The 4,409-nt window shown below is 76.1% G+C and carries 5 protein-coding genes; 3 read left to right on the forward strand and 2 right to left on the reverse strand.

What is annotated here, in order from left to right; translation table 11 throughout:
- Positions 1 to 23: 23 nt before the first annotated feature.
- Positions 24 to 962, reverse strand: coding sequence for a 5'-3' exonuclease (locus PSD17_RS26020; RefSeq protein ID WP_339124992.1), 939 nt, complete (start codon positions 960 to 962; stop codon positions 24 to 26).
- Between the two features lie 237 nt (positions 963 to 1,199).
- Here PSD17_RS26020 and PSD17_RS26025 point away from each other — a divergent pair, with 237 nt between their 5' ends.
- Positions 1,200 to 2,330: a M24 family metallopeptidase gene (locus PSD17_RS26025; RefSeq protein WP_339124980.1), complete on the forward strand. Its 1,131-nt coding sequence runs from the start codon at positions 1,200 to 1,202 to the stop codon at positions 2,328 to 2,330.
- A gap of 35 nt (positions 2,331 to 2,365) precedes the next feature.
- Here the strand turns inward: PSD17_RS26025 and PSD17_RS26030 are convergent, their stop codons facing one another.
- Positions 2,366 to 3,424: a GDSL-type esterase/lipase family protein gene (locus tag PSD17_RS26030; protein WP_339124981.1), complete on the reverse strand. Its 1,059-nt coding sequence runs from the start codon at positions 3,422 to 3,424 to the stop codon at positions 2,366 to 2,368.
- Between the two features lie 222 nt (positions 3,425 to 3,646).
- On the opposite strand from PSD17_RS26030, the gene PSD17_RS26035 reads away from it, so the two are divergent.
- Positions 3,647 to 3,838 (forward strand): PspC domain-containing protein, encoded by a 192-nt coding sequence (locus PSD17_RS26035; protein ID WP_013675391.1) that lies wholly within the window; start codon positions 3,647 to 3,649, stop codon positions 3,836 to 3,838.
- Positions 3,839 to 3,949: 111 nt separating this feature from the next.
- On the forward strand, positions 3,950 to 4,409 hold a 460-nt coding region (locus PSD17_RS26040), incomplete at its 3' end, for an amidohydrolase family protein (RefSeq protein WP_339124982.1).

Genomic DNA, 4,409 nt, shown 5'->3' on the forward strand with positions numbered 1-4,409 from the left:
CCGCGTGGGCCCGGCGCGACCCGTCAGCGGGCCAAAGACGCCACCAGCCGATCGACGGACCCGGCCAGCCCCCACGTCGACGCCAGCTCCGCCAGTCGGGCCGGGTCGGCCGGTGCGCTCGGCAGCGTGTCGTCGCGGTCGAGCTCGACCGGCGCGTCCAGCGCGACCCGCACGACCGGCTCCACGACCGCCAGGTACGGCTTGGCCGCGGCCAGCTTCGACCGCACCGGCGGGCTCAGCCGCTTGTCCCCGGGGTCGTCGACCGCGTTGCGCAACTGGTCCCACGACTCGAACCGGCTGACGAGGGTCGCCGCCGTCTTCGCCCCCACCCCCGGCACGCCGGGCAACCCGTCGGACGGGTCGCCGCGCAGCATCGCCATCTCCGCGTAGGCCTCGCCCGCGCGGTCGACAGGGACGCCGTACTTCTCCGCGACCTCCTTCGGGCCGAGGGTCTCCGCCTTCGCGAGCCCACGCCCGACGTAGATCAGCCGGACCGGCGTCGGCTCCTCCCGCACGACCTGCATCAGGTCGCGGTCACCGCTCACGACCGACACCGCGTCGGTCCGCTCGCGCCCCGCGAGGGTGCCGATGACGTCGTCGGCCTCGTGGCCCACCGCACCGCCGGTGGCGATCCCCGCCGCGGCGAGCACCTCCAGCAGGATCGGGACCTGCGGCGCGAGCGTGTCGGGGACCTCCTCGGGGACGCCGTAGGGCACCGTGTCGCGCTCCGTGCCCGCGACCCGGTGCGCCTTGTACGAGGGCAGTGCGTCCACCCGGAACCTCGGCCGCCAGTCGAGGTCGAGGCACGCGACGAGACGGGTCGGGCGGCGCTCGGCGACCAGCCGGGCGACCATGTCGGTGAACCCGCGCACGGCGTTGACGGGTGTGCCGTCGGGGGCCGTGATCGACTCCGGCACGCCGTAATAGGCGCGGAAGTACATGCTCGCGGCGTCGAGGAGCATCAGCGTCGGTGGCGGCGTCACCCAGGCAGCTTGCCAGGCAGCCCGCCCGCGCCGCGCGCGACCGGCCGGACGCACCGGCGCCGGTGCACCCGGCCCGGGGCCACGGACACATCGCCGACCGAACCGGCACGGCACACAGCAACACCGGCACCCGGCAACACCGGCACCCGGGCGCCGCGTCACGACCCACGGCCCGGCTCTGGTCCGCTCCGGGCCACCCCGGCATAGTCTGCGGGCATGACTCCGGCCGTACCCACCGAGCTGCTCGCCGACCGGCTCCGCCGCGCCGGCGAGGTCGCCGCCGAGCAGGGCGTCGACCTGCTGCTGATCACTCCCGGAACCGACCTGCGCTACCTGATCGGGGCCGGCGGCGAGTCCCACGAGCGGCTCACGTGCCTGGTCGTGCCCGCGGCCGGGCACCGCGCGCCGCCCGCGATCGTCGTGCCGCGTCTCGAGGCCCCCGGCTACGACGGGCTCCCGCTCGCGGACCTGGGCGTCGACGTCGTCACCTGGACCGATGGCGAGGACCCCTACCTGCTGGTCAGCGACCTGGCGGGCGGACCGACGCGGATCGCGGTCGCCGACACCATGCCCGCGGTGCACGTGTTCGGGGTCCGCGACGCGCTGCCCGACGTCACCCAGCGGCTCGCGGGACCCGTGATCCGCGAGCTGCGGATGCGCAAGGACGCCGCCGAGGTCGCGCAGCTGCGCGACGCCGGGGCCGCCATCGACCGGGTGCACGCCCGGATGGCGGAGTTTCTGAAGCCCGGCCGGACCGAGGCCGCGATCGGTGCGGATATCGCCGCGGCGATCGTCGAGGAGGGCCACTCCAGCGCGGCGTTCGTCATCGTCGGATCGGGGCCCAACGGCGCGAGCCCGCACCACGACGTGTCGGACCGGGTCGTCGAGCGCGGCGACGTCGTCGTCATCGACATCGGCGGCCCGCTGCCCGGCGGCTACTACTCCGACTCGACCCGCACCTACGCGGTGGGCACCGCACCGTCGGCCGAGATCGCCGGGACCTATGCGGTGCTGCAGGACGCCCAGGAGCGTTCCGTCGCCGCCGTGAAGCCCGGCGTGACCGCCGAGGAGGTCGACGCCGCCGCCCGTGAGCCGATCACCGCCGCCGGGTTCGGGGAGAAGTTCGTGCACCGCACCGGCCACGGCATCGGGCTCGACGTGCACGAGGACCCCTACATCGTCGGCGGGAACTCGCTGCCGCTCGAACCGGGCATGGCGTTCAGCGTCGAGCCCGGCATCTACGTCGACGGCGTGTGGGGCGCGCGGATCGAGGACATCGTCGTGGTCACCGAGGGCGGTTGCGAGCGGCTCAACGCCCGCCCGCGCGACCTGGTCGTGCTCGACTAACTGGCACGCCCCGGCCCCGGCCGGGACGGGCGCGCTCACGCCGTCACCGCCGGGACACTCGGGTGCAGCGTGCCGTCGGCCGCCGCGAGGCACACCGCCCGCGGCGCGCCGCCGCGCACGAACTCGCCGAGGCAACGTCCGATCTCCGCGTGCCCGGCGGCGCGGGGATGGAACGACTCCTGGAACAGGTGCCGGCCCGGCGCGTCGAGCCGGTCGTCGACGAGGGCACGCGCGTCGACGGTGAGCCGCCGCTGCCACTCCTCGGCCGGCGAGCTGCGGCTGCAGGCCTCCCGGCCCTCGGTGGCCCGGGACAGGTCGAGGAACCGGGCCCCGGTGCGGGCGGCGATCGGGGCGAGAGCCGCCGACAGCCGGGGGAACGCGACGGTCCGTGTCCAGCCCGCGTCGGGCCGGCTGAACGGGCAGCCGCGGGCGCCGTGCAGGGCATCCATCCGCTCGGTGACGGGTGAGCCGTAGGACAGCAGCACGAGCACGTAGTCGGCCTCGGTGTACCCGGCGCCGCGCATCGCCGCCCGCACGTCGGCGACCGCGCCCTCCACCTCCGGGACCATCGCCGCGACCCGCGCCTCCCACTTCCCGCCCACGGTCTCGCGGCACGGCCCGACCGTCGGGTCGACGAACGTCCGGATGCACGCCACGGCGACGTCGCCGAGCGCGGGGGCGTCGTTCGCGCCGACCTGCAGCGTCACCGTCCGCACCCGCTGCGTCGCGGCGAGCGCGGCCAGCCGGGCGGCCTGCGAGCCCTCGGTGTGGTGTGCGCCGGACCCGAACCGCACGTCCCGCGACGCCGCGCCCGAGCACGCCAGGTTCACAGACCGCTCGCCCAGTCCGGCGTGGTGCACGTAGGCGGCGGGGGAGCGGTGGCACCAGTCGCCGGCCTCCCCGCGGGTGCCGAGCTCGTAGTCGCCCGCGCCCTCGCCGGAGGCGGCGCTGTCGCCGAGCGCGACGACGGTCGAGGGTCCGGCCGGCGGTCCGGTACCCGGGGCGGCCGCCGCGGCCCGGCCGGCGAGGAGCACCCCGAGCACCGGCACGACGAGCAGTACGGCGAGCGTCGCGCCGCGTGGAAAGTTGATCACGTCCGGGGACGCTAACGCCGGGGACACCGTCGTCGGGGACGCCGACGCCGGTCTGTGGACACCCCGGTCACTTGTGGACAACCGCCTCGTCACCAGCCCGACCCCGAGCCGCGGGCCGGAGGTCCGGGGCAGGATCGGGGGCTTCCCCGAGGCCCCGGGCATCCCAGCGGGGCATCGTGGACGTCAGCGGCGAGAGACGCCGCACCTGGAAGGAGCCAGCCCGTGACGACCACCACCCTGACCCGCCCGGAGAACGGCCGGATGATCGCGGGAGTGTGCGCCGGACTCGCCGAACGGTTCGGCTGGAACGTGGGCACCGTCCGGCTGCTGTTCCTGCTGTCGTGCCTGCTGCCCGGGCCGCAGTTCGTCATCTACCTCGTGCTCTGGGTCCTCATCCCGCGCCGCGGCTGGTGAGAACCCGGTGGGCGGCTGCCGGGCCGCTCGTGCGCGGCTCGTGAGCCGTCCGTGCCGGCGCCGGTGGGGGCGGGCGCCGGCACCGGGGCACCCGTCGGGTAGACCTGGCGGGTGCCCCGCACCCTGCTCGTCGGCGTCCGGATCCTCGATCCGGGAGGCGCTGCCGTGGCCGGTCCGGCCGCGGTGGAGATCGACGGCGACGCCGTCACCTGGGTCGGGCTGGCGGCCGCGGCCGCCGCGCGCGCCCCCGGGGCGCAGGTCCTCGACCTCGACGGCACCACCCTCACCCCGACGTTCGTCGACGCCCACGTCCACGCCACCTCGTCGGGGCTGCTGATCGACGGGCTCGACCTCGGCGGCTGCCGCAGCGCCGAGGACTGCCTCGACGCCGTCGCCGGCTTCGCCCGCACCCACCCCGACGGCGTCATCTGGGGCCACGGCTGGGCCCAGGACGACTGGGTCGATCCCACGCCGCCGGGCCGGGCCGCGCTCGACCGCGCCACGGGCGGGCGGCCCGCGTACCTCACCCGGGTCGACGTCCACTCCGCGCTGGTGTCCTCGGCGCTGGTCG

The sequence above is a fragment of the Pseudonocardia sp. D17 genome (assembly GCF_036984265.1).
In the GTDB taxonomy this organism is placed as follows: Bacteria; Actinomycetota; Actinomycetes; order Mycobacteriales; family Pseudonocardiaceae; genus Pseudonocardia; species Pseudonocardia benzenivorans.

Excerpts from the sequence above, each read along its gene's own strand:
- PSD17_RS26020 (WP_339124992.1), bottom strand. The coding sequence starts at position 962 with ATGCTCCTCGACGCCGCGAGCATGTACTTCCGCGCCTATTACGGCGTG.
- PSD17_RS26025 (WP_339124980.1), top strand. The coding sequence starts at position 1,200 with ATGACTCCGGCCGTACCCACCGAGCTGCTCGCCGACCGGCTCCGCCGC.